Raw genomic sequence first — 26,602 nt, 5'->3', positions numbered from 1 at the left:
ATTTCATAAAAGTTATCGCTATTTACAGGCAAGGAGCCGATCGTGTCCGCACTCATTACCGAGCCGTTTTCACCCAAGTTCAAGCCGTATACGCGGCAAACCATTCAGCAGGCGCGGCAGTGGGAATGGCTGCCGGAAGAGCAGCGTGTAGCCGTGCAAGTGGTGTCGCACGTCTTGCCGTTTCGCACCAATGAATATGTGCTTGATCAACTGATCGACTGGAACAACATCCCTGACGACCCCATCTACCGTCTCGTCTTTCCCCACCGCGACATGCTGCCACCCGAGCAGTACGCGCACCTGCGCGACCTGGTGCTGGTGCGGCGCGACAAGGCGGCCATCGATGCCTATGTGCATGGCTTGCGCCTGGGCATGAATCCTCATCCTGCCGGGCAGATGACGCATAACGTGCCCCGGGTCAACGACGCGCCCGTGCGCGGCCTGCAACATAAATATGCACAAACGGTGCTGTTCTTCCCCAGCGCGGGCCAGACCTGCCACGCGTATTGCACTTTCTGCTTCCGCTGGCCCCAGTTCGTCGGCATGGACGACATGAAGTTCGATGCGCGCGAGTCGCATGAGCTGGTTGCCTACCTGAAACTGCATCCTGAAGTGACGGACGTGCTGATCACGGGCGGCGACCCGATGATCATGAACACGCGGCAACTGGCCGCCTACCTGGAGCCGCTGCTGGCGCCGGGCCTGGAACACATCCAGAACATTCGCATCGGCACCAAGGCGGTGGCGTATTGGCCGCAGCGCTTCGTCTCCGACCGCGATGCGGATGACCTGATGCGCCTGTTCGAGCGCATCGTCAAGGCGGGCAAGAACCTGGCCGTGATGGGCCATTACAGTCATGCCGTCGAGTTGCGCCAGAACATTGCCCAGCAAGCCGTAAAACGCATCGTCTCCACGGGCGCCACCTTGCGCATGCAGGGGCCGCTGATCCGTCACATCAATGAAGACCCGGCAAGCTGGGCCGAGCTGTGGCAGACGGGCACGCGCCTGGGGGCGATTCCCTATTACATGTTTGTCGAACGGGACACGGGTCCGCGCGGCTATTTCGAGTTGCCTTTGGCAAAGGCGCACGAGATTTTCCAGGCCGCCTACCAGATGGTGTCGGGCCTGTCGCGCACGGTGCGCGGACCGTCCATGAGCGCCTTCCCCGGCAAGGTCGTCATCGACGGCATCGTCACCATCAATGGCGAAAAACTGTTTGCCCTGCAATTTTTGCAGGCACGTAACCCGGACTGGGTGCGCCGGCCGTTTTATGCCAAGTTCGACGCGGAAGCGACGTGGCTGGACCATTTGAAACCCGCATTTGGCCACGACAAGTTTTTCTTTGAAATGGATGAGCCCGTGCCGCAGCTGCCGCATAAAATCATCCGCCTGGCACAGGCCGCCTGAGCATGCACGCGGCCGTTGCGTCTGCCCGCTCCGGCGTGGCCGTGTTTTGCCTGGTGTTCCTGCCGTTCGCGCTCGGGCATTACCTGTCGTGTCTGCTGCGCGGCGTCAATGCCGTGCTGACGGCCGAGTTGCTGGGCGCCATCGCCCTGACACCAGCCCAGCTGGGCTTGCTCACCAGCGCCTTTTTTCTGGCTTTTGCGCTGGTGCAATTGCCGATCGGCATGGCGCTCGACCGCTACGGTCCACGCGCGGTGCAACTGTGGCTGCTGGCGCTGGCGGCCCTGGGCGTGTGGCTGTTCAGCCGGGGTCACAGCTTTGCCGAGCTGATGTGGGCGCGTGCCTTGATGGGAGCGGGGCTGGGCGGCTGTTTCATGGCCGCCGTGAAAGCGATCTCGTGCGCCATCGCGCCATCGCGCCTGCCGTCCGTGCATGGCTATCTGATCGCTGTGGGTGGCCTCGGTGCTGCCACGGCCACCATGCCCGTCAAGCTGGCGCTGCACTACACGGACTGGCGCGGCGTCTTCCTGGGCCTGGCGCTGGCGGCACTGGCCATAGCCTTGCTGATCCGCCTGCTGTCGCCGGCTATGCCCGCGCCTGCCGCGGCCAAGAGCAGGGTCAGCGTCTGGAGCGTGTACCGCGATCCCGGTTTTCGCCGCACCATCGCGCTGATTCTGCTGCCGCACACGGTGTTCTTTGGCGTGCAGGGCTTGTGGATAGGCCGCTGGCTGGCCGACGTGGGCGGCTTGTCTGACGATAACGTCGCGTATTTGTTGTACTTGGGCATGGCGGCCGTCATCTTCGGCGCCATCGGCATGGGCATGCTGACGGAATGGGCGGGGCGGCGCGCGATTGAACCGATGCAAGTGGCGGGCGCCGGCATCGTCCTGTTTGTCGGCGTGCAAGTGGCGATGGCCTGCAATGTGGTGCCCAGCCTGCCTTTGCTGTCCGTGCTGTTTACCTTGCTGGGCACGGTGACGGGCCTTGAGTATGCGATCGTCGCGCAAAGCATGCCGGCCAGCCTGACGGGCAGGGCGGCCACCTGCCTCAATTTGCTCATTTTCACGGGCGCCTTCCTGGTGCAGGCGGGCTTTGGCCTGATCCTCGGCTGCTGGCCTTTGAACAGCCAGCAGCAGTATCCGCCGCAGGCCTACCAGGCGGCGTTTGGTGTGCTGGCGGCCTTGCAACTGCCGGGACTTGCGATGTTTTTCATTGGCCGCTACAGGCGTGCCGGGCCATCCGGTAAAATGGCAGCCTGCACAGCGGCAATGATCAACTCCAAGGAAGACTATGAAACTCGTTCGTTATGGACGTCCAGGCAAGGAAAAACCGGGCCTGATCGATGAAGAAGGCAAACTGCGCGACCTGTCCGGCGTGATTGCCGATATTGACGACGCACAACTGTCCGACAAGGCCCTGCGCAAGCTGGCCAAGCTCGACGAAAAGACCTTGCCTTTGGTGCGCGGCAATCCACGCTTCGGCGTGCCGCTGGCGAAAGTCGGCAAGTTCATCGGCATCGGCCTCAATTATGCGGATCACGCAGCCGAATCCGGCATGGCTATTCCCGCCGAACCGATCGTCTTCATGAAGGCCATTACTTGCCTGAATGGCCCGGACGACAATGTCGTGTTGCCAAAAGGCTCGAAAAAGACGGATTGGGAAGTGGAACTGGGCGTGGTCATCGGCACGCGCGCGCAATACGTGAGCGAAGAGGACGCCCTGAAATACGTGGCCGGCTATTGCGTCGTCAACGACATTTCCGAACGCTCGTTCCAGCTGGAGCGGGGCGGCCAGTGGGACAAGGGCAAGGGCTGCGACACCTTCGGCCCCGTCGGCCCGTGGCTGGTGACGCGCGATGAAGTCATCGACGAGCAGGACCTGGACCTGTATCTGGAAGTCAACGGCAAGCGCATGCAGACCGGCAATACGCAAACCATGATCTTCACGGTGGCGCAGATCGTCAGCTATTTGTCGCAATTCATGACCCTGGAACCGGGCGACGTCATCGCCACGGGCACGCCGCCGGGCGTGGGCCAGGGCCGCAAGCCGCAGCGCTTCCTCAAAAAAGGCGACAGCATGCGCCTGGGTATCGCCGGCCTCGGCGAACAGCAGCAGGACGTGGTCGCCTGGACCGCCTGATGGCCGGTTGCGACATCGACCGTTTGCCGCCGCTGCCGCTGGACCAGCTGGACCCGCAGCAGCGCGCGGCGGCGCAAGCGATCATCGATGGCCCGCGCGGGGCGCTGTACGGCCCCTTCGTGCCGCTGATCCGCAGCCCCGAGCTGATGGAAACGGCGCAGCGCATGGGTGAATACCTGCGCTACCGCAGCGCCATCGGCACGCGGTTGTCGGAACTGGCGATCCTCGTGACGGCGCGCCAGTGGGACCAGCAAGTCGAGTGGGCCATCCACGCGCCGCTGGCCGTGCAGAACGGCATCGCGCAAGCGGCCGTGGACGCCATTGCCGCGCGGCGCTTGCCGCCTGCCCTGAAAGAAGACGAGCAAGCCGTGCACGACTTTTGCATCGAGTTGCAGCAGAACAAGCGGATCAGCGACGCCACCTATGCGCGGGCGCTGGCCCTGTTTGGCGAGCACGGCGTGGTCGACTTGATGGGCATCAATGGCTACTACACCTTCCTGGCCATGGTGATGAATGGGGCACAGACGGCCGTGCCGGCATTGGGCGTGCCGCCCATGCCCGCCTGATGAGATGAGTTTAGAGGAGTTCTTCGGCAAAGATGGACAAAGTGTAATGAAGTTGCAATTATTCAATATATAATTTTACTTCCCTTCCATTGCCAACAAGCTCAATGAAAACTCGTCCGTGCTTCACCCTGATGGGCCGCGCCTTCCTGGCGCTGGCCCTTTCTTTTTGCCCCTTGATGACGGTGCGTGCGCTTGCCGCCGAGACGGCCGCCAGCGCCAGCGCTTCCGCCCTGGAAAACTCCGTCGTCAAGGTGTTTTCCACCCTGCGCGGGCCTGATCCGTACAAGCCGTGGAGCAAGGCCGCGCCGCAAGAGGTGACGGGCTCCGGCGTCGTCATCGAAGGCCGCCGCATCCTCACCAATGCGCACGTGGTCGGCTATGCCAGCCAGGTGCAGATCCAGGCCAATGGTGCCGGCGACAAGATCCCGGCGACCGTGCTGGCCATCTCGCGCGGCATGGACCTGGCCTTGCTGAAAATCGACGACGACAGTTTTTTCGCCAGCCACAAAGCCGTGCCGCGCGCCAATGTCTTGCCAGACGTGCGCGATGCCGTGCTCGCGTATGGCTATCCGACGGGCGGCACGTCGCTATCGATCACCAAGGGCATCGTCTCGCGCATCGAATTCGTGCGCTACAACTTCCCCGTCTCCGGTCTGCGCATCCAGATCGATGCGGCCATCAACCCGGGCAATAGCGGCGGCCCCGTGATTGCCGGCGACAAGATGATCGGCCTGGCCTTTGCCGGCATGCTCAATGCGCAAAACATCGGCTACATCATTCCCAACGAGGAAATCGAGCTGTTCCTGCGCGACCAGCAGAGCGGCGCGCCCAAGGGCAAGCCGGCCATGCGCGACGTGACGCAAACGCTGGAAAATCCCGCGCTGCGCACCTATCTGAAGCTGGCCAAGGGCATCGAGGGGGCCGTCGTGATGACGCCGGCCAGCAAGGATGCCGGCTATCCGCTCAAGGAGTGGGATGTCATCACGCATATCGGCGATTTCCCCATCGACAACCAGGGCATGGTCAAGCTGAATGCCAACAGCCGTGTGCGCTTTCAGTACCGGGTGCAGCAGCTGGCGAAAGATGGCGAACTGCCGCTGACGGTGGTGCGCCAGGGCGCGCCCCTGAAAATCAAGGTACCCGTCTCGGCCGCGCATCCGATGCTGATCGCCGGGCTGCAGGGCAATTACCCGTCCTATTTCATCTTTGGCCCGATGGTGTTTTCGCGCGCCACCACGGAATTCATGGCCGCGCCAAATGGCAACCCGGCGATCCTGGGCGGCATGGCGTTTGCCGGCAATCCGCTGGCCACGCGGCGCGGCGATGCGCCCGATAGCGAGCGCGATGAGCTGGTGGTGATCGCCGCGCCCTTCTTCCCGCACAAGCTGATGAATGGCTACAGCACCCGTTTCTTCTCGGTCGTCGATTCAGTCAATGGCGTGCGCGTGCGCAGCCTGGCGCATCTCGTGGCCTTGCTGCGCGACCAGACCGATGACTTGCTGACCTTCCGTTTCCAGCAGCGCGATGCGGAAATGGTCGTTGTGGCCCGCAAGGATATGCTGGCAGCGACGGAATCGATACTGACGGACAACGGCATTCGCTCGGAAGCATCGCCCGACATGCTGAAAATCTGGAATGAAAAAAAGCCGGCGAACTGATCGTTCCCGGCGTTTCACAAGACAGCAGGCGCGGCGCACACCGCGCCTGTTTTATTTTAGGCCAGCACTTTTTTCAGCCACGCGCCGATGGCGTCGATTTCTTCCTGGCACAGCGAGTGCTGCATCATGTACTCGTGCCACTCCACCTTGTAACCCATGCCGGTGAGCAAGTCACGCGACTGCTGTGCGCGGCCGACCGGCACCACGGGGTCGGCCGTGCCGTGCGCCATGAAGACCGGCGTTTGCAGGCTTGCCGGCGTGCGCTCGGCTGCCGTCTTGTCGGCCAGCGGCAGATAGCCGGACAGGCACATCAGGCCGGCCAGCGGTTCCGCATGGCGCAAGCCCGTTTGCAAGGTCATGGCGCAGCCTTGCGAGAAGCCTGCCAGGATGATGCGGCTGGCGGGAATGCCGCGCGCCTTTTCGCGCGCGATCAGCGCTTCGATCTGCGCCTGCGAGGCACGCAAGCCGGCCTCATCTTCGCGGCGCACGAGGTCGTTCACGAGGATGTCGTACCAGGCGCGCATCACATAGCCGTTGTTGATGGTGACGGGCATGGTGCCGGCGCTGGGGAAAATGAAGCGGATGGCGGGGCAGCCGCGCAAATCGAGTTCTTTCACCAGGGGCACGAAGTCGTTGCCGTCGGCCCCCAGGCCGTGCATCCAGATGATGGAGACGGTAGGATTCGGTGCACTGTCGAGTTCTATGGTTTCCAGCAAGTTGCTCATGTGTTTTCCTCTGCTAATGGTTGCGCCGGACGCAGCGCCGATTTGGGACGGAAGGCCTTGCAGATGGCCGGATCGGTTTCCATGTAGGGACCACCGATGAGGTCGATGCAATATGGCACGGCGGCAAAGATGCCGTTGACCAGTTGTTTGCCGTCAGCGTCTTTCAAGCCTTCCAGTGTTTCCTTGATGGCTTTCGGCTGGCCCGGCAAGTTCATGATCAGGGCGGCGCGCTCGGGCGTTTCGCGGATCACGGCCACCTGGCGCGACAGGATCGCCGTCGGCACGAATTGCAGGCTGATCTGGCGCATCTGTTCGCCGAAACCGGGCATTTCCTTGGTCCCCACGGACAAGGTGGCGTCCGGAGTCACATCGCGCCGCGCCGGCCCCGTGCCGCCCGTCGTCAGTATCAGATGGCAGTGACTCAGGTCGACCATGTCGATCAGGGTGTTTTCAATCTGCGAGCGCTCGTCCGGGATCAAACGCTTTTCCAGGCGGAAAGGCGTGCGGATGGCGGCGGACAGCCAGCTTTCCAGGGCCGGGATGCCCAGGTCTTCATATACGCCGCCGCTGGCGCGGTCCGAGATCGACACGAGGCCGATAATCAATTCGTCTTCTATCGTGGTCATGGGGCACCTGTCTATGTCGTAAAAAAACCGGGCTGATCCCGGTTTTTCGTCAATGCTGGGGTCAGACCCCAGTTTTTTACTCGTCGTCTTCGCCTTCAACGTCATCTTCGTCGGCATCTTTCTTGCCGCCGTTTTTCTTCTTGGCGATCTCTTTCAAAATCTGGAAGATTTCACGGTAGGCTTTTGGCGGCTTGTTCTCGGCTTGCTCCTTGCGGGCATTGCGGATCAGGGTGCGCAGGTGCTGCACGTCCAGTTCCGGGTTTTCCGACAGCAAGACGGTCAACGCCTTGTCATCCGTCAACAGCTTGTCGCGGCGGCGTTCCATCGCGTGCATATTGGCCGTGTCGGCTTTCGACAAGCCTTTCCAGCTATCGATGGTGCGTTGGATGGCGGCAACTTCTTCCTCATCCAGGGTGCGCATCTTCTTGCCCACGTATTGCAGCTGGCGGCGGCGGCCTTCGTGGTCCTTGATTTGCTGGCATTCGAGAATGGCGTCGCGCACGTCTTCCGGCATCGGGACGCGCTTGACGCGGTCGCGTGCTTCATTGACGAGTTCTTCGCCCAGCTTTTGCAGGACGGTCATCTGGCGTTTGAGTTCCGATTTCGACGGACGTTCATATTCCTGTTCGAATTCGGTCGATTGGAAGCCGCAAGCTCCCCGGTTTGGATTTGGCATGATATATAAGGCGGGAGAGGACTTGTGGACCGCTCCTGTAAACTGTAAACGACTGCTATGATAACCTTTTTAGCGGCTTTCCGAAGAAAACAGCGCATGAACGACTCCGTATTTACCCATAGTCAAGAGCAATTGCAGCAACTAGCCCGTGATGTGTTGTCTTTTGCGCGGGAAGCGGGCGGCACCGACGCTGCCGTCGAAGTCAGCGAAGGCGGTGGCCTGTCCGTTTCTGTACGAAAAGGCAAGATCGAGACGATCGAGCAAAACAAGGACAAGGGCATGGGCGTGACCGTGTTTGTCGGCAAGAAGCGCGGCAATGCCAGCACTTCCGACTTTTCGCCGTCCGCCCTGCGCGCCACGGTGGACGCGGCCTACAACATCGCCCGCTTCACGGCCGAGGACGATTGCGCGGGCCTGGCCGACGCGGACATGCTGGAAATGTCCCCCCGCGACTTGCAACTGTTCTATCCGTGGCTCATTTCCACCGAGGAAGCAGTCGTGCTGGCCCAGCGGGCCGAAGCGGCCGCGTTCGCCGTCGACCCGCGCATCACCAACAGCGAGGGCGCCAGCGTGCACGTGCAGCAATCGCACTTTGTGTCCGCCAATTCGCGCGGCTTCATCGGCGGCTACCCGTTTTCGCGCCACACCCTGTCCGTGGCGCCCATCGCCGGCAAGGGCGCCAAGATGCAGCGCGACGACTGGTATTCATCCGTGCGCGACGCGTCCAAAATGTCGAGCCCGGAAGCCATCGGCCGCTACGCCGCCGAGCGCGCCCTGTCGCGCCTGAATGCGCGTAAACTCGGCACGCGTACTTGCCCCGTGCTGTTCGAGGCGCCGCTGGCGGCCGGTTTGCTCGGTACTTATGTGCAAGCGACCTCGGGCGCCGCCCTGTACCGCAAGTCCACGTTTCTGAACGACTCGCTGGGCACGCAAGTGCTGCCGTCGCATGTGCAGATCTTCGAAGACCCGCACGTGATCGGCGGCGTCGGTTCGGCGCCGTTCGACGAAGAGGGCGTGAAAACCGTCAGCCGCGACGTCGTCAAGGATGGCGTGGTGCAAGGCTATTTCCTGTCGACTTACACGGCCCGCAAGTTGGGTATGCAGACGACGGGCAACGCGGGCGGTTCGCACAATCTGTACCTGACCTCCAAGCTGACGGCCGCCAGCGACGATTTTGTCGCCATGCTGAAAAAGCTGGGCACGGGCTTGCTGGTGACGGAACTGATGGGGCAAGGAACCAATTACGTGACGGGCGACTATTCGCGCGGCGCCTCCGGTTTCTGGGTCGAAAACGGCGTCATTCAATACCCGGTGGAAGAAATCACCATCGCCGGCAACATGAAAGACATGCTGCGCAACATCGTGGCCGTGGGCGCCGACGCCTTGCGCCGCGGCACCAAAGAGACGGGGTCCATCCTCATCGAGAGCATGGTGGTGGCGGGCGGCTGAGGCGCAGGCTGATGTATGCCTTGCGGCAGGTCCTGCCTTAGTACTGTTCCCACTCGGCATCGGCGACCACGGCAAGGGTGCCCGCCTTGCCTGCTTTCCTCGCGAGCGCTGCCGTGACGCGCGGCGCGGCTGCCGGCTTGGCTGGCGCGCGTGCCGGAGCGCGGATGGCTTGCACCTGCGCCGGCGGTAGCGCCTGCGTGCCGTCGAGCTTGAACACGCTGACGGCTTCGGCCAGGATGCCCGCCTGATCCTGCAGGGCTTCGGACGCGGCGGCGGCCTCTTCCACGAGGGCCGCATTTTGCTGTGTCACGGCATCCATTTCCGTGATGGCCTGGTTGATCTGTTCAATGCCCGTTTCCTGCTCGTTGCTGGCGGACGTGATCTCGGCCATGATGTCCGTGACGCGCCGCACGCTGCTGACGATCTCTTCCATGGTGCTGCCCGCCTGGTTCACGAGGCTGCTGCCTAGGTTGACCTGGTGCACGGAGTCGTCGATGAGGATCTTGATTTCCTTCGCGGCGGAGGCGGAGCGGTGGGCCAGGTTGCGCACTTCCGTGGCGACCACGGCAAAGCCCCGTCCCTGCTCGCCCGCCCTGGCCGCTTCCACGGCCGCATTCAGGGCCAGGATATTGGTCTGGAAAGCAATGCCGTCGATGACACCGATGATGTCGACGATTTTCTTCGACGAGGCATTGATGGAGTCCATGGTCGTGATCACTTCGGCCACTACCTGCCCGCCCTTGCTGGCCACGCTGGAGGCCGATTGCGCCATCTGGTTGGCCTGGCGCGCATTTTCACCATTCTGCTTGACGGTGGACGTCAGTTCCTCCATCGACGAGGCCGTTTCTTCCAGCGAGCTGGCTTGCTGTTCCGTGCGCGACGACAGGTCCATATTGCCGGAGGCGATTTCACGCGAGCCGTGGGCGATGGCATCCGTGCCATGGCGTACGCGCGCCACGATGCCTTGCAGATTGTCATTCATCTCTTTCAAGGCCCGCAGCAGCAGGCCTGTTTCATCGTTGCCGCGCACGTCGATGGTGAGCGACAAGTCGCCGGCTGCCACCCGCTGCGCTACCTTGACGGCTTCGGCTATGGGGCGGCTGATGGAACGGCTGATCAGGATGGCCAGCGCGATGGCAATGGCCGTCGCGGCGATCGAAAGGGACAGGCTCAGGATGATGGCCATGCGCCCATCGGCGCCGGCTTGCTTGCCTTCGCTTTCCATCAGCGATTCCTGGAAGCTGGCCATGGCCGCCAGTGCCGTCAGGAATTTTTCTTGCGGATAACGCAGCTGCGTCAGCAGGAAAATGCCCGCCGTTTCCGATTTGCCTTCTTGTAACAGCTTGATATTCGCATCGCGCGTCTTGCCATAGCCTTCGTGGCCGTTCGCCACGGCCTGGAACAGCTCCTGCCCCTTGGGCGTGTTGACCAGGACTTTCAGGCGCGCCAGCAGTTCCACGTTCTTTTTGACCGACGCCTGTACCTTGGCCACGGAACTGCTGACTTCATCGGCATCGTTGGCGCCGATGATGGCGATACTCAGGAGGCGAGCCTGGATATTGACCTCGGACTGTATCGCATTGGACAGCATGACCTTGACATAGCGGTCATTGAGGATTTTTTCCGTCGAGGCATTGATATTGCGGATGCGGCTGATGGAAACAAATGCCACCATGATAAGCAGGACAATGATCAGGCCGAAACTGAAGGCCAGGCGGGTACTGATTTTAAGCTTGGACATAGGGTATTCATCCTCGGCGGAAAGCGGAAAGCGTGCACTGGGCATCGTTCTTGCGGACAGGTGGCGTCCGTCCGTGACGATGCTGATGCGGTCAGTGTGCGTTACAGAGAGCTAGCTCGGCAGGTATGGGGCCGTGATGTCAAGGGCAATGCCATGGATGCGCACTGCAGGGCGCCGGTGAGGTGGCCAGCGGCGTATTCTTGAGGGGCCGCGCAGAAGGGCACGGTCCGATTTTGTTGTTTAGTGTAGGACGATAATTTCTGACAGGCAAGATGTTCGCGCAAAAAATCACCGGACCAGCAACGCTTGCCGCGCGGGCAAAAAAAATGCCCCGGCGAGCGGGGCATGGGATCAAGCGGGCCGATCTGGCCCTGGCGTTCAGGCGCGCAAGGTGGACAGGATAGGCTGCAGCACGGCCGCACCCAGGGCGGCGCTGCGGGCGCCGCTCCAGCCCGTTTGCGGGTCGGGATCGTTGGCATTGTCCTTGAACGGCAATTCCAGGGTCAGCGACAGGCAGCCGAAGGCGTGCGTGATGTGGGGCGAACCCATGGTCAGCACTTCCGGCGTGAACGGGCCGTCTTCGTAGCCGTGCTCATCCTGGAAGTCGGGGCTGGCCACCTTGAAGCCGGCGATGAAGCGGTCTTGCTCGGCTTTTTGTGCTGGCGTGAAATTTTCCAGCGCATCGCTGCCAGCCACGAAGACGTAAGGCAAACCTTCGTCGCCATGCACGTCGAGGAACAGGTCGCAGCCGATTTCATGCATTTTCTGTTTCACCAGGAATACTTCCGGGCTGCGTTCCATCGTCGGCGTCATCCATTCGCGGTTCAGGTTGGCGCCGGCCGCGTTGGTGCGCAGGTTGCCATGCACGGAACCGTCCGGGTTCATGTTCGGCACCACGTAGAAGACGGCGTCCTGCAGGCACTGGCGGGCAAACGGATTGGCCTGGTCCAGCAAGGCTTCGAGCATGCCTTCGACAAACCATTCGGCCATCGTTTCACCGGGATGCTGGCGCGCGATGACCCAGACTTTTTTCTCGGCATCGGCGTCGCCGACCACCAGCAGATTCATATCGCGGCCTTCGACGGTGCTGCCCAGGTCGATCAGGCGCACCAGCGGCGACGCTTGCGCGCTGTCGATCAGGGCCAGGTGGCGGTCCCATGGGTACGGCTCGAAATAGGCGTAGTACACGCTTTCTTCTTCGGGCGTATGTTCGATCGTCATCACGGTGCCGTCAAAGCTGGTCGGCACGCGGAACCAGGTTTCGCGGTCGTAGCTGGCGACGGCCTGGTAATCTTTCCAGCCGTCCGGGTAGGCCGACTTGCCTGCGTTCATGAAGCGGATCGTGCACGCCTCGCCTTGCGCGCCTTGCAGGCGGAAGTAAAACCACTGCGTGATGTCGGCGTGGGAATCCTTGCGGATGTTCAGCTCGATGGATTGGGCATCGTCGGCGCGCAGCACCTCGATCGCGCCGGCGTCGAATTGCTGGCTGATTTTAATGGTCATGAGTGTTCCTGATAAAAACGTATGGGTTTTGCATCGTGTGCAATGGCGCGATGATACCTGTTTTGCGGTGGCCTTTGTGCTGGCGCAAGCGATGACGGACGTGCTTTGCTAACGTGGAAGCTCCAACACGGGGAGATCATCATGGATGACAACGGCAAACACATACGCGAACTGGAAAAGAAAGTCAGCGCCCTCAGCGACGCCCTGGCGCACCTGGGCAAGGGCACGACCTTGCAGGAATTGCTGCGCATCATACGTTTCCCCGGCTATACGACGCCGGCCGAATACACGTTCAACGTCGCCATCCTCGACACCATGCTGGTGCAGGCCAACGCGCTGGAAAAGCTGGGGCAGGATTTGCTGGCAGGGGCGAAGCAAGTGGCGGTAAAGCAGTGAGCAGGTAGTGACTTATTCCTGAACGCCTGAAAAATGTTCAGGGCAAGGCGCAGGGCCGCAGGCAGTACGAATGTACGCCCAGGCCCTGCAACGCCGCCATGGACGTTTTCTCAGGTGTTCAGTCCGCCAAATCGTTCGTAGAACCACGGCTCGACGTCCGGCGCCTGCGCATCCTCGCGCCGCAAGGTGGCTAGGATATGTTCCTCGGCCGCCGCATACGTGATACGGTACAGGTCGCGCGCCAGCACATACGCTTGCGTGCCGGGCCACGGTTCGGGCAGCAGTTCGACGGGCAGTTGCGGGTCGTGCAACTGCACGCGGCGGTAGGCGTGCGTCAGCAGCGAGCGGATGACGAACGCCTGCTCCGCGTCGAACACGGGTTCTTCCTGCAGCAGGGTCAGCAGCGGCTGGAAGCTGGCGATGAATTTTTCGTAGCCGGCCATCACTTCCGACAAGTCCCAGCAGTCGCCCACCATGTCGCGCAGGGGGCGCGTGCTCACGCCCGGCAATTCCGTGGTGTGGCAGACGTACAGCTTGCCCTGCACCTCGTTGCGCACGAGGATATCTTCGAGCGCTTCCGCATTGCTGGCGGGGTGGCCGAAGATGCCGGGAGAAATCAAACCATAGCCGGCCCACAATAATTCCTTGCGCAGCGCTCCCCGCTCGGCCGCGCCGATGCTGCCGGCCGGTCCGATCACCAGGGTCCAGCTGCCATCCCAATGCACGACCAGCGGCGCATAGATGCGGCGGTAGGCGCGTTCGAAGCGGGCCAGCGCCTCCGGGCGTATCGTATAGGCGCTGCGGCGGCCGTCGCGCTGCGAGCTGAGCCAGCCTTCCTGCGCCAGGCGGAACACGCTGGTGCGCAATAGCCGGTCATTGACGCCGAAAGGCGCCAGCAGTTCGATCAGGCTGCCCAGCCAGATGGCACCGCCGCGCGGCACGATGGCGTCGCCAAAGATGGTCATCACCAGGGACTTCGAGCGCGGTGGGTCGCTTTCCAGGAAATCGGCTATCCATGCCGTGCAGCGGGTGTTCTTCATGTGGTTCCGGTCTGGCCGTGTTGCGGTCGAATCAATAAAAGCAGCAGTTTACTTGGCTGCGCGGGTAGCGCGGCAATAATTTGCCGGAAGCGCTGGTGGCGCTCCATAGTGTTTTCTCATAAGCAATATCATACGCACAAAAAAGCTGCACAAGATACGAAATTTTAAAATGATTCATATCAAGTGTATGCAAATCGTTTTTTGTATCGTATTATCTGTTCATCGCACCGCGTTGCTGCGCAAAATCAAAGACATGGGAGACACATCATGTACGCACAAATGGTTGAAACCGGCCTCAAGAACGTCCGTTCCCTCGACGACATGGGTCAAGAAGAGCGCGCTTTTCAGGCGCGCATCGACGAAGGCATCAAGATCGAGGCCAAGGACTGGATGCCGGATGCCTACCGCAAGACCCTGATCCGCCAGATTTCGCAGCACGCGCACTCGGAAATCGTCGGCCAATTGCCCGAAGGTAACTGGGTCACGCGCGCCCCGACCCTGAAACGCAAGTCCATCTTGCTGGCGAAGATCCAGGACGAAGCGGGCCATGGCCTGTACCTGTACAGCGCTGCGGAAACGTTAGGCGTGTCGCGCGACGACTTGCTGGCCGCCTTGCACTCGGGCAAAGCCAAATATTCGAGCATCTTCAACTATCCTACCCTGTCGTGGGCCGACATGGGCGCCATCGGCTGGCTCGTCGACGGCTCGGCCATCATCAACCAGATTCCCCTGTGCCGCTGCTCATACGGTCCATATGCGCGAGCCATGATTCGCGTCTGCAAGGAAGAATCGTTCCATGCGCGCCAGGGCTACGACATCATGATGTCGCTGTGCAAGGGCACGCCCGAGCAGAAAGCCATGGCGCAGGATGCGCTGAACCGCTGGTGGTGGCCATCCTTGATGATGTTCGGCCCGTCCGACGCCGCCTCCGTCAACAGCGCCCAGTCGGCGCAATGGCGCATCAAGCTGTTCTCGAACGACGAACTGCGCCAGCGCATGGTCGACCAGACCGTGCCGCAAATCGAATACCTGGGCTTGACCGTGCCCGATCCCGACCTGAAGTTCAATGCGGAAACGGGCCACTATGAATTCGGCGAGATCGACTGGTCCGAGTTCAACAATGTCCTGAAGGGCAATGGCCCATGCAACCGCGAACGCCTGCAAACGCGCGTCAAAGCGTATGAAGACGGCGCATGGTTCCGCGATGCCTTGGTCGCGTATGCAGACAAGCAAGCTGCTAACAAAGCGGCAGCGTAATTACATAAGACAGATAGGGGATAGCAACATGAGCAAAGAATGGCCATTGTGGGAAGTTTTCATCCGCAGCCAGCACGGCCTGGCGCACAAGCATGTGGGCAGCCTGCACGCTTCCGACGCCACCATGGCGGTCAACCATGCGCGCGACGTCTACACGCGCCGCAATGAAGGCGTGAGCATCTGGGTGGTGCGTGCGGCCGATATCGTCGCCAGCAGCCCCGGCGACAAGGGCGCCCTGTTCGAGCCGTCGAACAGCAAGGTGTACCGCCATCCCACCTTCTTCCCGATGCCGGAAGAAGTCAAGAACCTGTGATGGGAGCGCCTGCAATGGATGACAAGGTCAACTACCTCTTGCGCCTGGGCGACAACGCCCTGATCCTCAGCCAGCAGCTGTCGCAGCTGTGCGGCAAGGGGCCGGCGCTGGAAGAAGACATGGCGCTGACCAATGTGGCGCTGGACTTGCTGGGCCAGACGCGCTTGTGGTTCAGCTATGCGGCCGAACTGGAAAACGCGGGCCGCGACGAGGACGACATCGCCTTTTTGCGCGACGCCCACGACTTCAAGAACTGCCTGCTGGCCGAACAGCCGAACGGCAATTACGCCGACACCATGATGCGCCAGTTCTTCTTCGACAGCTGGCATTACTTCCAGCTGCTGGAACTGACGAAATCGGCGGATGCACGCATCGTCGAAGTGGCGCAAAAGTCGATCAAGGAAGTGACGTATCACTTGCGCCGCAGCGGCGACCTGATCGTGCGCCTCGGCGACGGTACGGCCGACAGCCACGCGAAAACGCAGGCCGCCGCCGACAAGCTGTGGATGTACACGGGCGAGATGTTCACGTACGACGCCGTCGACCAGGCCATGGTCGCCGCCGGCATCGCGCCGCCATCGGACGTGCTGCGCCGCGCTTTCCTCGAACACGTGGCCGAGATCTTCGCCGAAGCCACCTTGACCATGCCGGCGCCCGACGCCTGGATGCAAAAGGGCGGCAAGCAGGGCACGCACACGGAGCACCTGGGCTTTATCCTGGCCGAGATGCAGTTCCTGCAGCGCGCCTATCCCGGGGCGGAGTGGTAATGAACACGGTCGCTGGCGCCGCGGCGCTGGATGCCGCCCAGGTCTGGGCCTGGCTCGGCGACGTGCCGGACCCGGAAATCCCCGTCATTTCGGTGGTGGACCTGGGCATCGTGCGCGCCGTCGATGTGGTGGCTGGCGACGAATGCATCGTGACGATCACGCCCACGTATTCGGGCTGTCCAGCCATGCAGGTGATCGCCGACGCCGTCACGGAGGCCTTGCGCAGCCATGGCGTGGCCAAGGTGACCTTGGTGAACCAGCTGGCGCCCGCGTGGACGACGGATTGGATGAGCGAATCGGGCAAGGCCAAGCTGAAAGGCTATGGCATCGCCCCGCCGCAGCAGCAGGTGATCGATATCAGCGGCCTGCGTGGCGGCGTCAAGCGCCAGGCGATGCCCAAGCTGGACGTGATCTGCCCGAACTGCGGCTCGACGCACACGCAGCTGACCAGCCAGTTCGGCTCCACGCCGTGCAAGGCCCTGTACAAATGCATCGATTGCCGCGAACCGTTTGACTACTTCAAGTGCCACTAAAAAAATCAGGCACACGTTCCGAAGAAACTGGAGATGAAGCATGAGTAAATTTTATCCGCTGTGCGTAGCGAACGTGCGCAACGAAACGCGCGACACTATCGCCGTCACGTTCGACGTGCCATTTGAATTGCAGCAGCAGTTCCGCTTCCAGCAAGGCCAGCACCTGACCCTGCGCGCCAATATCAATGCGGAAGACGTGCGTCGCTCGTATTCGATCTGTTCGGCGGTGCAGGACGGCACCCTGCGCGTGGCCATCAAGCGCACGCCGGGCGGCGCTTTCTCTACCTGGGCGAACGACACCCTGAAGGCGGGCGCCACCATCGACGTGATGCCGCCCATGGGCCATTTCAACGTGCCGCTCGACTGCGTCAACCGCAAGCACTACCTGGCCTTTGCGGCAGGCAGCGGCATCACGCCCATCCTCTCCATCATCAAGACGACCCTGCTGACGGAACCCCTGAGCCGCTTCACTTTGTTCTACGGTAACCGCGCCTCGTCGTCCGTCATCTTCAAGGAAGAATTGACGGACTTGAAAGACGTGTACCTGGAGCGCCTGAACCTCGTCTACGTGATGAGCCGCGAGCAGCAGGACATCGAATTGTTCAACGGCCGCATCACCCAGGAAAAATGCGAGCAATTCCTGCAGCACTGGATCAAGGTCGAAGACTACGACAATGCGTTTATCTGCGGCCCGGAAGACATGATGCTGGGCGTCTCCGCCGCCCTGCAGGCGGCCGGCATGCCCAAGCAGAACATCAAGATCGAACTGTTCGCCGCCAGCATCCCGAAAAATGCCCACAAGCCGCGCGCCCAGTTGGCCGCCGACGCCGTGCAGGAAACGGAAGTGACCGTCATCATGGACGGCAACCACACCACCTTCACGATGGACAAGGACAAGGAATCCATCCTCGACGCGGGCCTGCGCGCCGGGCTGGACATGCGCTACTCGTGCAAGGGCGGCGTATGCTCGACCTGCCGCTGCAAGATCCTCGACGGCAAGGTCGAAATGGACGTCAACTACGCGCTGGAAGACTACGAAGTGGCGCGCGGTTTTGTCCTCAGCTGCCAGAGTTTTCCTGTCACCGACAAGGTGATTGTCGATTTCGACCAGGCTGAATAAATGCCGGGGTCAGACCCGCCGGGTCTGACCCCAGATTTCCGCTGCGGGCCAATAAATAAAATAGCGAGACACGCCATGACCTACCAAAACATCCTCTTCACCATCGAGCAGGGCATCGCCACGTTGACCCTGAACCGTCCCGACAAGCTCAATAGCTTTACGCAAGCCATGCACGAGGAAGTGCGCGACGCGATCGCCAAGGTGAACGCCGACAGCACCGTACGCGTCTTCGTGCTGACGGGCGCGGGCCGCGGCTTTTGCGCGGGTCAGGATTTGTCCGACCGCGCCGTGGAGCCGGGTTCGAAGGGCGTGGACCTGGGCGAATCGGTGGAAAAGAACTATGCGCCGCTGGTGCTGGCCTTGAAGGCTTTGCCCATGCCCGTGATTTGCGCCGTCAACGGCGTGGCTGCCGGCGCGGGCGCCAACCTGGCGCTGGCCTGCGACATCGTCATCGCCGGCAAGTCGGCCAGTTTCGTCGAAGTGTTCTGCAAGCTGGGCCTGATCCCGGACACGGGCGGCACCTTCTTCCTGCCACGTTTGATCGGTTCGGCGCGCGCCATGGGACTGGCCATGCTCGGTGAAAAACTGACGGCGGAAAAAGCGGAAGACTGGGGCCTGATCTGGAAATGCGTCGAGGATGCAGAACTGGCGCAGGAAACGCGCAAGCTGGCCGTGCACTTTTCCACGGCGCCGACCAAGGGCCTGGCCTACACCAAGCAGGCGCTGGCCGCCAGCGGCGCCAATACCTTGCCGCAGCAGCTGGCGCTGGAAGCGCGCATGATGAGCGATCTCGGTAACAGCGACGATTACCGCGAAGGCGTGGCCGCCTTCATGGAAAAGCGCGCACCGCAATTCAAGGGACATTGATATGGCAGCTCTGGACAACAACAGTATCGTCGCCGTCATCGGCAGCGGCGCCATGGGCGCCGGCATCGCGCAGGTGGCGGCCGCCGCCGGCTACCGCGTCAAACTGTACGATACGCGCGCGGAAGCCGTCAGCAAGGCCTTGCTCGACATCGGCAAGATGTACGCGAAGCTGGCCGAGAAGGGGCGCATGACGGCAGACGAAGCCACGGCCGCCACGGCGCGCCTGCAGGCGGCCGGCAGCCTGGCCGATGTGAGCGATTGCGCCCTGGTGGTGGAAGCCATCGTGGAAAACCTCGACGTCAAACGCGGCCTGTTCGCCGAACTCGAAGCGCTGGTCGGCGACGACTGCATCCTGGCGACGAACACGTCGTCGATTTCCGTCACGGCGATTGCCGCCAAACTGCGCCGCCCGGAACGCCTGGTCGGCATGCATTTCTTTAATCCCGTGCCCCTGATGGCGCTGGTCGAAGTGATCAGTGGCCTGGCCACCAGCGAGCAGGTGGCCGCCACCGTCTACGACACCTCGCTTGCCTGGGGCAAGAACCCCGTGCATGCGAAATCGACACCGGGCTTCATCGTCAACCGCGTCGCCCGTCCGTTCTACGCGGAAGGCTGGCGCCTGCTGAACGAGCAGGCGGGCGACGCCGCCACCATCGACACGGTGCTGCGCGAAGCGGGCGGTTTCCGCATGGGGCCCTTTGAATTGATGGACCTGATTGGCCATGACGTGAATTTCTCCGTCACGCAATCCGTGTTCGGCGCCTATTTCAACGACCCGCGTTTCACGCCATCCGTGCTGCAACAGGAAATGGTCAACGCTGGTTTCCTCGGCCGCAAATCGGGCCGCGGCTTCTACCCGTATGGCGAAGGCGCCAGCGCGCCTGTGGCGCAGGCGGAAGGCGCGCAGCCGACACCGGAATTCGTCGCCTTGTCGGCCGCCATCGGCGGCGATGGCCGTGGCCACAGCGGCATCATCCACAGCCTGGTGCAGCGCCTGGAGCAGGCCGGCATCACCGTCAGCCGCCGCGTGACGCAGGAAGGGCAATCGCACGACGAAGCGCCGGCCCTGCATTGCCATGGCGCCGCGATTTATCTGACCGATGGCCGCAGCGCCACCCAGCGTGCGCACGACAACCAGCATCCGGATACGGTGCTGTTCGACCTGGCGCTCGATTACGCCGGCGCCAAACGCATCGCCGTGGCCCGTGCCGACCAGTGCAGCGACGCCGCCTACGCGGCCGTCGTCGGCCTGTTCCAGGCGGCCGGTTTCATCGTCACGCGCCTGGACGACGTGCCTGGCCTGGCCGTCATGCGCACGGTCGCCATGCTGGCCAACGAAGCGGCCGACGCCGTCAACCAGGGCGTATGCACGGTGGCCGCCGTCGATATCGCCATGCAGAAGGGCGTCAACTATCCGCGCGGACCGCTGGCCTGGGCCGATGCCGTCGGCGTCCAGCACATCGTCACCGTATTGCAGCATCTGGCGCTGGGCTATGGCGAAGACCGCTACCGGGTCTCGCCGCTGCTGCGCCGCAAACTCGCCAATGGAGCACCGTTTCATGCCGAATGATATGTCAAATAAGGACCACAACATGACCGCGCAAGCCCTGGCCGAAGCGGCCGCCGCCTCCATGCTGTCGCGCGATAACGCCACCGCCGCCATGGGCATCGCCCTGGCCGATGTAGGCCCCGGTCATGCGCGCATGACGATGACGGTGCGCGCCGACATGCTCAACGGCCACCAGACCTGCCACGGCGGTTTCATCTTCGCTCTGGCCGACAGCGCTTTCGCCTTTGCCTGCAACAGCTACAACATGAATACCGTGGGCGCCGGCTGCACCATCGACTACCTGGCGCCGGGCCGCGAAGGCGACGTGCTGACGGCGCATGCCGTCGAGCAGGCGCTGGCGGGCAAGAGCGGCGTCTATGACGTCAAGGTCAGCAATCAGGAAGGCCGCGCCATTGCGCTCTTCCGCGGCAAGTCGATCCGGGTGGCCGGCGAAGTTATTAGCGTTTGAAATTACAAGAGCAGGTTTGAACTGCCGGTACAAATTACACAGTGATAGAAACGATTCAGGAGACAATGATGGTCCAACGTACGCCTTCCCCGAATGACCTCGAGCCGATCGAGCGCGCCAGCAAGGATGAACTGCAGGCGCTGCAGCTCGAACGCATGAAATGGACGCTCAAGCACGCGTATGACAACGTGCCCCATTACCGCGCCGCTTTTGACGAAGCGGGCGTGCATCCGGACGACCTCAAATCCCTGGCGGACCTGGCCAAATTCCCGTTCACCGATAAGAAGGTCTTGCGCGACAATTACCCGTTCGGCCTGTTCGCCGTGCCGCGTGAGCAAGTGGTGCGTATCCACGCGTCGAGCGGCACCACGGGCAAGGCCACGGTGGTCGGCTACACGCAGAACGACATCGACACCTGGGCCAACGTGGTGGCGCGCTCGATCCGTGCAGGCGGCGGGCGCGCCGGTGACATGGTCCATATCTCGTACGGCTACGGCCTGTTCACGGGCGGCCTGGGTGCGCACTATGGCGCCGAGCGTTTGGGCTGCACGGTCATCCCGATGTCGGGCGGGCAGACGGAAAAGCAGGTGCAGCTGATCCAGGATTTCAAGCCTTCGATCATCATGGTCACGCCATCGTACATGCTCAACATCATCGAGGAATTCACGCGTCAGGGCCTGGACCCGGCGGAATCGTCGCTGAAGGTGGGCATCTTCGGCGCCGAGCCGTGGACGGACGCCATGCGTTCGGAGATCGAAGCGCGCGCCGGCATCGACGCCGTCGATATCTACGGCCTGTCCGAAGTGATGGGTCCTGGCGTGGCATCCGAGTGCATCGAAAGCAAGGACGGTCCCGTCATCTGGGAAGACCATTTTTACCCGGAGATCATCGACCCGGAAACGGGCGAAGTGCTGCCGGACGGCGAAGAGGGCGAGCTGGTGTTTACCTCGCTGTCGAAAGAGGCGCTGCCCATCATCCGCTACCGCACGCGCGACCTGACCCGTTTGCTGCCGCCGACGTCGCGCTCGATGCGCCGCATCGGCAAGATCACGGGCCGTTCCGACGACATGCTGATCATCCGCGGCGTGAACGTCTTCCCCACGCAGATCGAAGAGCTGATCCTCAAGATGCCGCGCCTGGCGCCGCAATACCAGCTGGTGGTAACGCGCGACGGCCACCTCGACAAACTGGAAGTGATCGCCGAGCTGCGTATCGACCTGACCGCCACTATCTCGGCCAGCGAAACGGACGCGCTGGCGCGCGAACTGGAACACCGCATCAAGACCCACGTGGGCGTGAGCACCCGCGTGCGCCTGGTGGCCGCCGCCGGCATCGAGCGCACCTTGACGGGCAAGGCCCGCCGCGTGGTCGACCAGCGCCCGAAGATTTTCTCCTGATAGCCCGAACAAGGAAGCAGACATGAACGAAGCCTTTATCTGTGACGCCGTACGTACCCCGTTTGGCCGCTACGGCGGCGCGCTGTCCAGCGTACGCGCGGACGACCTGGGCGCGCTGCCGATCGCGGCGCTGATCGCCCGCAACCCGTCCGTCGACTGGTCCGCCATCGACGACGTGTTCTACGGCTGCGCCAACCAGGCGGGCGAAGACAACCGCAACGTGGGCCGCATGGCCGCGCTGCTGGCCGGCTTGCCGGTCGACGTGCCGGCCAATACCATCAATCGCCTGTGCGGCTCCAGCCTGGATGCCGTGGGCCTGGCGGCGCGCTCGATCAAGGCGGGCGAAGCTGAGCTGATCATCGCCGGCGGCGTGGAAAGCATGACGCGCGCGCCGTTCGTGATGGGCAAGGCCGACAGCGCGTTTTCGCGCGCGGCGAAAATCGAAGACACGACCCTGGGCTGGCGTTTTGTGAACGGCAAGATGAAGGCGCAGTACGGTATCGACACCATGCCGGAAACGGCGGAAAACGTGGCCGTGGAATTTGGCATCAGCCGCGCCGACCAGGATGGTCTGGCCTTGCGCAGCCAGCAGCGCTGGGCCGCCGCCCATGCTGCCGGCGTGTTCGAGCGCGAAATCGTGCCCGTCGCCGTGCCGCAGAAAAAGGGCGATCCTAAGATGGTCACCAGTGACGAACATCCGCGTCCCGATACCTCGCTGGAGATGCTGGCAAAGCTCAAGGGCGTGGTCAAGCCGGATGGCACGGTCACGGCCGGCAATGCCTCGGGCTTGAACGACGGCGCTTGCGCCATCCTGCTGGCGTCCGCCGCCGCCGTCGACAAATACAAGCTGACGCCGCGTGCAAAAGTGCTGGGCATGGCCACGGCCGGCCTGGCGCCGCGCATCATGGGCTTTGGCCCTTCGCCCGCGTCGCGCAAGGTGCTGGCGCAGACGGGATTGACCATAGAGCAGATGGACGTCATCGAACTCAATGAAGCGTTTGCGGCGCAGGCCCTGGCCGTCACGCGCGACCTGGGTCTGGCTGACGATGCGGCCCACGTGAATCCGAATGGCGGCGCGATCGCCATCGGCCACCCGTTGGGCGCATCGGGCGCTCGTCTGGTGATGGCGGCGCTGAACCAGCTGGAACGCACAGGTGGGCGTTATGCGCTGTGCACCATGTGCATCGGCGTGGGGCAGGGGATTGCCGTCGTGATTGAACGCGTATAACAAAGTAAAAACAAAAAAGGCGCTGGCTTGTAAAAAAAGCGCCAACCAAAATTGACCGTAGTGCCAACCTGGTGGAGACCATAATGATTGCCAATATCTTCAAGAAAACCCTGATCGCCGGCGTGCTGGCCATGTCCGCCACGGGCGCGTACGCGGCCGATAACATCAAGATCGGTTCCGTGCTGTCCGTCACGGGACCGGCCGCCTTCCTGGGCGACCCTGAACTGAAAACCCTGCAGCTGTACATCGAGAAGATCAACGCAGCCGGCGGCGTCCTGGGACGCAAGCTGGAACTCGTGCATTACGACGACGGCAGCGATGCTGCCAAGGCCAACGGCTTTACCAAGCGGTTGATCGAGTCCGACAAGGTCGATGTGCTGATCGGCGGCACGACCACGGGTGCGACGATGGCGATGGCGCCGCTGGTGGAGCGCGCCAGCATGCCGTTCATCTCGCTGGCGGGCGCCGTGGTGATCATCGACCCGGTCAAGAAATGGGTGTTCAAGACGCCGCACACGGACCGCATGGCGGCCGAGAAGGTGTTCGAGGACATGAAGAAGCGCGGCATCAGCAAGGTGGGCCTGCTGTCGGAAACGAGCGGCTTTGGCGCCTCGGGCCGCAAGGAATCGCAAATCGTCGCCTCCAAATACGGCATCACCCTGGTGGCCGATGAAACCTACGGCCCGAAAGACACGGACATCACGGCGCAGCTCACGCGCATCAAGAATACCAAGGGTGTGCAAGCCGTCTTCGTTTTCGGCCTGGGCCAGGGGCCGGCCGTCGTGACGAAGAACTATGGCCAGCTGGGCATGGCCGCGCTGCCGCTGTACCAGTCGCATGGCGTGGCGTCCGACGAATACCTGAAACTGTCGGGCAAGTCAGCAGAAGGCGTGCGCCTGCCAACACCGGCCCTGTTGATCGGTGCCATGCTGCCGGACAGCGATGCCCAGAAGGCCGTCGTCGTTGGCTACGACAAGACGTATAAAGACCGCTACAAGATCGATCCATCGACCTTTGGCGGCTATGCGCTCGACGCCCTGAACCTGTCGGTCGACGCCATCAAGCGTGCCGGCGGCACGGACCGCGAAAAAGTGCGCGCGGCGCTGGAATCGACCAAGGGTTTTGTGGGCACCACCGGTGTCTTCAACATGTCGGCCAAAGACCACATGGGCCTGGACCTGTCGGCGTTCCGCATGGTCGAAGTGAAGAACGGCGAATGGCAATTGTCGAAGTGATGTTCGAAACAAGGTAAGCCAGAAGTACCTGCGCGAGGCCGCCCTCGAAGGCGGCCCGCGCATCGCCGAACATATTGGAGACACCATGGAAGTCGCACAATTTCTACAATTTCTGTATTCCGGGATGACGGTCGGTTCCGCCTATGCGCTGGCGGCGCTGGGCTTTACCATCATCTACAACACCAGCGGCGTGATCAACTTCGCCCAGGGCGAATTCATCATGCTGGGCGGGATGCTGGCCGCCGTGATGTCGGCCGCCGGCGTGCCGCTGCCGCTGGCCATCATCGTGGCCGTCATCGCCACCGGTATCGTTGGCCTGCTGATGGAAAAAACCGTGATCGAGCCGGCGCAAAATGCGCAGGTCATCACGCTGCTGATCATCACCATCGGCGCCTCGCTCGTGTTGCGCGGCCTCGTGCAAATCTGGCTGGGCAAGGATACGCACTCGCTGCCAGCGTTTTCCGGCGACGCGCCGATCGAATTTTTGGGCGCCAGCCTGCTGCCACAAAGCCTGTGGGTGCTGGGCGTGACGGTCGTCATCGTGCTGGTGCTGGGCTGGTTCTTCGGCCGCACCTTGATGGGCAAGGCCATGCTGGCCACCTCGCACAACAAGCTGGCCGCGCAACTGGTGGGCATCAACACGCGCAAGGTACTGCTGTTCTCGTTCGGCTTGTCGGCCCTGCTGGGTGCTGCCGGCGGCATCCTCGTCGCACCGATCACTTACACGTCCTACGACGCGGGCATCATGCTGGGCCTGAAAGGCTTTGTCGCCGCTGTTCTCGGTGGCCTCGGTGGCGGCGCGGGCGCGATTGCCGGTGGCCTGATCCTCGGCATCGCCGAAGCCATGACGGCTGGCTACATCTCGTCGGCCTACAAAGATGCGGTGCCTTTCGTGCTGATCCTGCTGATCCTGTTCTTCCTGCCGCAAGGCTTGTTTGGCGCTAAAAATTCGGAGCGTGTATGAAGAATTTATTTACCCGCTCGCGCCATTGCGGCCTGCTGGTGCTGGCGCTGATCCTGGCCATCCTGCCTCTGTTCCTCACCAACGCGTTCTACTATGACGTGGCGATCCGCATTGCGCTGAACGCCATCGTCGTCATCGGCCTCAATCTGCTGATGGGCTACACGGGCCAGATCAGCCTCGGTCACGCGGGTTTCTATGGCCTGGGCGCGTATGCGTCGGCCGTGCTGACCACGCACTATGGCTGGCCGCCGCTGGCCGCCCTGGCCGCCGGTGCCGTCGCGACTGGTCTGCTGGCACTGCTGCTGGCCCGCCCCGTCTTGAAGCTCAAGGGCCATACGCTGGCCATGGCGACCCTGGGCCTGGGCATCATCATTTCCATCGTCATCAACAACGAGACGCAGTGGACGGGTGGCCCGGACGGCATCGGCGTGTCCGCCTTCAGTGTCGCCGGCCTGGAAATCGCCGGTGAAAAATCGTGGTACCTGGTGTGCGCCGTGCTGCTGTTGCTGGTCACCTGGCTGGCCCTGAACCTGATCGACTCGCCCGTCGGCCGCGCGCTGCAGGCGATCCATGGTTCGGAAGTGGCAGCCCGCGTGGTCGGCGTCGATACGACGCGCTTCAAGGTGCGCGTGTTCGTGCTGTCGGCCGTCATTGCCAGCATCGCGGGCAGTATCAGCGCCCATTACATCGGTTTCATCACGCCCAACCTGGCCGGCTTCTTCCACTCGATCGAGCTGGTGACGATGGTGGTGGTGGGCGGCATGGCGTCGATCTTCGGTTCCATCATCGGTGCGGCACTGCTGACGATTCTGCCGCAGCTGCTGTCCAGTTTCGAGGGCTGGGAAACGGTGGTGTTTGGCGTGATCCTGATGGCCACCATGATCTTCATGCCGAAAGGCCTGGTGCCGAGCCTGGCCAGCCGTTCGCGCAAGCGGGCAGCCACGCCGAAAGCACCGCCTAAATCTGCACAGGAGGTCTGA

Annotated in this window: 26 protein-coding genes; 20 read left to right on the top strand and 6 right to left on the bottom strand. The window is 62.4% G+C overall.

Going from position 1 to position 26,602, the window contains the following annotated elements:
• Positions 1-42: 42 nt before the first annotated feature.
• The 5 genes from AC54AG_RS04405 to AC54AG_RS04385 all read left to right on the top strand — a co-directional run bounded on the left by AC54AG_RS04405 (position 43) and on the right by AC54AG_RS04385 (position 5,767).
• Entirely contained in the window at positions 43-1,407 is a 1,365-nt protein-coding gene (locus AC54AG_RS04405) for a KamA family radical SAM protein (RefSeq protein WP_319990628.1), read from the top strand.
• Positions 1,408-1,409: 2 nt separating this feature from the next.
• Positions 1,410-2,750: an MFS transporter gene (locus tag AC54AG_RS04400; RefSeq protein ID WP_496629580.1), complete on the top strand. Its 1,341-nt coding sequence runs from the start codon at positions 1,410-1,412 to the stop codon at positions 2,748-2,750.
• Positions 2,695-3,543, top strand: coding sequence for a fumarylacetoacetate hydrolase family protein (locus tag AC54AG_RS04395; protein WP_072454975.1), 849 nt, complete (start codon positions 2,695-2,697; stop codon positions 3,541-3,543). Before AC54AG_RS04400 ends, AC54AG_RS04395 begins: the two co-directional genes overlap by 56 nt.
• On the top strand, positions 3,543-4,109 hold the full coding sequence (locus AC54AG_RS04390) for a carboxymuconolactone decarboxylase family protein (RefSeq protein ID WP_496629579.1): 567 nt from the start codon (positions 3,543-3,545) through the stop codon (positions 4,107-4,109). The genes AC54AG_RS04395 and AC54AG_RS04390 overlap by 1 nt, the downstream gene beginning before the upstream one ends.
• A gap of 104 nt (positions 4,110-4,213) precedes the next feature.
• Positions 4,214-5,767, top strand: a complete 1,554-nt coding sequence (locus tag AC54AG_RS04385; RefSeq protein WP_496629578.1) for a S1C family serine protease — start codon at positions 4,214-4,216, stop codon at positions 5,765-5,767.
• A 56-nt stretch (positions 5,768-5,823) separates the two neighbouring features.
• On the opposite strand, the gene AC54AG_RS04380 is transcribed toward AC54AG_RS04385, so the two are convergent.
• From AC54AG_RS04380 to yjgA, 3 genes are all read right to left on the bottom strand, one after another.
• Positions 5,824-6,492 carry an alpha/beta hydrolase gene (locus AC54AG_RS04380; RefSeq protein ID WP_034746331.1) on the bottom strand — a complete coding sequence of 223 codons (669 nt, stop codon included), beginning with the start codon at positions 6,490-6,492 and terminating at the stop codon, positions 5,824-5,826.
• Complete coding sequence (mog, locus tag AC54AG_RS04375) at positions 6,489-7,118, bottom strand: molybdopterin adenylyltransferase (protein ID WP_496629577.1); 630 nt, start codon at positions 7,116-7,118, stop codon at positions 6,489-6,491. The genes AC54AG_RS04380 and mog overlap by 4 nt, the downstream gene beginning before the upstream one ends.
• A 76-nt stretch (positions 7,119-7,194) precedes the next feature.
• Positions 7,195-7,794 (bottom strand): ribosome biogenesis factor YjgA, encoded by a 600-nt coding sequence (gene yjgA / locus AC54AG_RS04370; protein WP_034746337.1) that lies wholly within the window; start codon positions 7,792-7,794, stop codon positions 7,195-7,197.
• 96 nt (positions 7,795-7,890) lie between these two features.
• Here yjgA and pmbA point away from each other — a divergent pair, with 96 nt between their 5' ends.
• Positions 7,891-9,243: a metalloprotease PmbA gene (gene pmbA / locus AC54AG_RS04365; RefSeq protein WP_496629576.1), complete on the top strand. Its 1,353-nt coding sequence runs from the start codon at positions 7,891-7,893 to the stop codon at positions 9,241-9,243.
• A gap of 37 nt (positions 9,244-9,280) precedes the next feature.
• Here the strand turns inward: pmbA and AC54AG_RS04360 are convergent, their stop codons facing one another.
• The gene (locus AC54AG_RS04360; protein ID WP_072454980.1) at positions 9,281-10,984 is read right to left on the bottom strand and encodes a methyl-accepting chemotaxis protein; all 1,704 of its coding nucleotides are present in this window, start codon (positions 10,982-10,984) and stop codon (positions 9,281-9,283) included.
• A 378-nt stretch (positions 10,985-11,362) separates the two neighbouring features.
• Positions 11,363-12,487: a M14 family metallopeptidase gene (locus tag AC54AG_RS04355; RefSeq protein ID WP_072454981.1), complete on the bottom strand. Its 1,125-nt coding sequence runs from the start codon at positions 12,485-12,487 to the stop codon at positions 11,363-11,365.
• A gap of 141 nt (positions 12,488-12,628) precedes the next feature.
• On the opposite strand from AC54AG_RS04355, the gene AC54AG_RS04350 reads away from it, so the two are divergent.
• Entirely contained in the window at positions 12,629-12,883 is a 255-nt protein-coding gene (locus AC54AG_RS04350; RefSeq protein ID WP_034746349.1) for a hypothetical protein, read from the top strand.
• Positions 12,884-12,993: 110 nt separating this feature from the next.
• Here the strand turns inward: AC54AG_RS04350 and paaX are convergent, their stop codons facing one another.
• Positions 12,994-13,923 (bottom strand): phenylacetic acid degradation operon negative regulatory protein PaaX, encoded by a 930-nt coding sequence (paaX, locus tag AC54AG_RS04345; protein ID WP_456129950.1) that lies wholly within the window; start codon positions 13,921-13,923, stop codon positions 12,994-12,996.
• A gap of 267 nt (positions 13,924-14,190) precedes the next feature.
• Here paaX and paaA point away from each other — a divergent pair, with 267 nt between their 5' ends.
• From paaA to AC54AG_RS04280, 13 genes are all read left to right on the top strand, one after another.
• Entirely contained in the window at positions 14,191-15,180 is a 990-nt protein-coding gene (paaA, locus tag AC54AG_RS04340; protein ID WP_034746354.1) for a 1,2-phenylacetyl-CoA epoxidase subunit PaaA, read from the top strand.
• 28 nt (positions 15,181-15,208) lie between these two features.
• The gene (gene paaB / locus AC54AG_RS04335; protein ID WP_034746356.1) at positions 15,209-15,493 is read left to right on the top strand and encodes a 1,2-phenylacetyl-CoA epoxidase subunit PaaB; all 285 of its coding nucleotides are present in this window, start codon (positions 15,209-15,211) and stop codon (positions 15,491-15,493) included.
• A 14-nt stretch (positions 15,494-15,507) separates the two neighbouring features.
• Positions 15,508-16,260 carry a 1,2-phenylacetyl-CoA epoxidase subunit PaaC gene (paaC, locus tag AC54AG_RS04330; RefSeq protein WP_034746358.1) on the top strand — a complete coding sequence of 251 codons (753 nt, stop codon included), beginning with the start codon at positions 15,508-15,510 and terminating at the stop codon, positions 16,258-16,260.
• Positions 16,260-16,793 (top strand): 1,2-phenylacetyl-CoA epoxidase subunit PaaD, encoded by a 534-nt coding sequence (gene paaD / locus AC54AG_RS04325; RefSeq protein WP_034746360.1) that lies wholly within the window; start codon positions 16,260-16,262, stop codon positions 16,791-16,793. The genes paaC and paaD overlap by 1 nt, the downstream gene beginning before the upstream one ends.
• Positions 16,794-16,833: 40 nt before the next feature.
• Positions 16,834-17,913, top strand: a complete 1,080-nt coding sequence (paaE, locus tag AC54AG_RS04320) for a 1,2-phenylacetyl-CoA epoxidase subunit PaaE (protein WP_034746362.1) — start codon at positions 16,834-16,836, stop codon at positions 17,911-17,913.
• Positions 17,914-17,988: 75 nt separating this feature from the next.
• Positions 17,989-18,780, top strand: a complete 792-nt coding sequence (paaG, locus tag AC54AG_RS04315) for a 2-(1,2-epoxy-1,2-dihydrophenyl)acetyl-CoA isomerase PaaG (protein ID WP_034746364.1) — start codon at positions 17,989-17,991, stop codon at positions 18,778-18,780.
• A gap of 1 nt (position 18,781) precedes the next feature.
• Positions 18,782-20,350, top strand: coding sequence for a 3-hydroxyacyl-CoA dehydrogenase PaaH (gene paaH, locus AC54AG_RS04310; protein WP_034746366.1), 1,569 nt, complete (start codon positions 18,782-18,784; stop codon positions 20,348-20,350).
• A 22-nt stretch (positions 20,351-20,372) separates the two neighbouring features.
• Positions 20,373-20,798 carry a hydroxyphenylacetyl-CoA thioesterase PaaI gene (gene paaI, locus AC54AG_RS04305; RefSeq protein ID WP_496629575.1) on the top strand — a complete coding sequence of 142 codons (426 nt, stop codon included), beginning with the start codon at positions 20,373-20,375 and terminating at the stop codon, positions 20,796-20,798.
• Positions 20,799-20,866: 68 nt separating this feature from the next.
• Complete coding sequence (paaK, locus tag AC54AG_RS04300; RefSeq protein WP_034746368.1) at positions 20,867-22,195, top strand: phenylacetate--CoA ligase PaaK; 1,329 nt, start codon at positions 20,867-20,869, stop codon at positions 22,193-22,195.
• A gap of 22 nt (positions 22,196-22,217) precedes the next feature.
• Positions 22,218-23,423: a 3-oxoadipyl-CoA thiolase gene (gene pcaF / locus AC54AG_RS04295; RefSeq protein WP_034746370.1), complete on the top strand. Its 1,206-nt coding sequence runs from the start codon at positions 22,218-22,220 to the stop codon at positions 23,421-23,423.
• An 83-nt stretch (positions 23,424-23,506) separates the two neighbouring features.
• Positions 23,507-24,658, top strand: coding sequence for an ABC transporter substrate-binding protein (locus AC54AG_RS04290; protein ID WP_496629574.1), 1,152 nt, complete (start codon positions 23,507-23,509; stop codon positions 24,656-24,658).
• 85 nt (positions 24,659-24,743) lie between these two features.
• Positions 24,744-25,622 carry a branched-chain amino acid ABC transporter permease gene (locus tag AC54AG_RS04285; protein WP_496629573.1) on the top strand — a complete coding sequence of 293 codons (879 nt, stop codon included), beginning with the start codon at positions 24,744-24,746 and terminating at the stop codon, positions 25,620-25,622.
• Entirely contained in the window at positions 25,619-26,602 is a 984-nt protein-coding gene (locus AC54AG_RS04280) for a branched-chain amino acid ABC transporter permease (RefSeq protein WP_034746374.1), read from the top strand. Before AC54AG_RS04285 ends, AC54AG_RS04280 begins: the two co-directional genes overlap by 4 nt.

The organism is Janthinobacterium sp. BCJ23 (genome assembly GCF_059617945.1).
Note: the sequence above shows the minus strand (reverse complement) of the source record. Positions and strands in the feature narration are given on the sequence as shown.